This window comes from Bradyrhizobium campsiandrae, from assembly GCF_014529705.1.
GTDB classification, from domain to species: Bacteria; Pseudomonadota; Alphaproteobacteria; order Rhizobiales; family Xanthobacteraceae; genus Bradyrhizobium; species Bradyrhizobium campsiandrae.
In genome coordinates this window covers 1-357 of the sequence record NZ_JAANIH010000297.1, presented here as the reverse complement: position 1 = coordinate 357, position 357 = coordinate 1, and the positions used below count along the sequence as shown (strand labels likewise).

Sequence of the window (357 nt, the reverse complement as noted above, 5' to 3'; positions counted from 1 at the left end):
CGCTGGCGAGGCGCTCGGCGGGGGTCTCCAGGCCATGATCGGCGGAGTTGCGCACCATGTGGGTGAGCGGGTCCTTGATCAGGTCGAGCACCTGGCGGTCGAGCTCGGTGTCGGCGCCGTGCATCTCGAGTTCGATCTGCTTGCCGAGTTCGCTCGAGAGGTCGCGGACGATGCGGGGCAGCTTCTGCCAGGCATTGCCGATCGGCTGCATGCGCGTCTTCATGACGCCCTCCTGCAGCTCGGCGGTGACGTTGGAGAGGCGCTGCAGCGGCACCTTGAACTCGGTGTCCTCGTTGCGGCGGGAGATCTCCAGGAGCTGGTTGCGGGTCAAGACCAGCTCGGAGACCATGGTCATCA

At 66.1% G+C, this 357-nt stretch carries 1 pseudogene; it reads right to left on the bottom strand.

What is annotated here, in order from left to right:
* A pseudogene (locus G8O24_RS43170) lies at positions 1-357 on the bottom strand (hybrid sensor histidine kinase/response regulator); the annotation flags it as partial.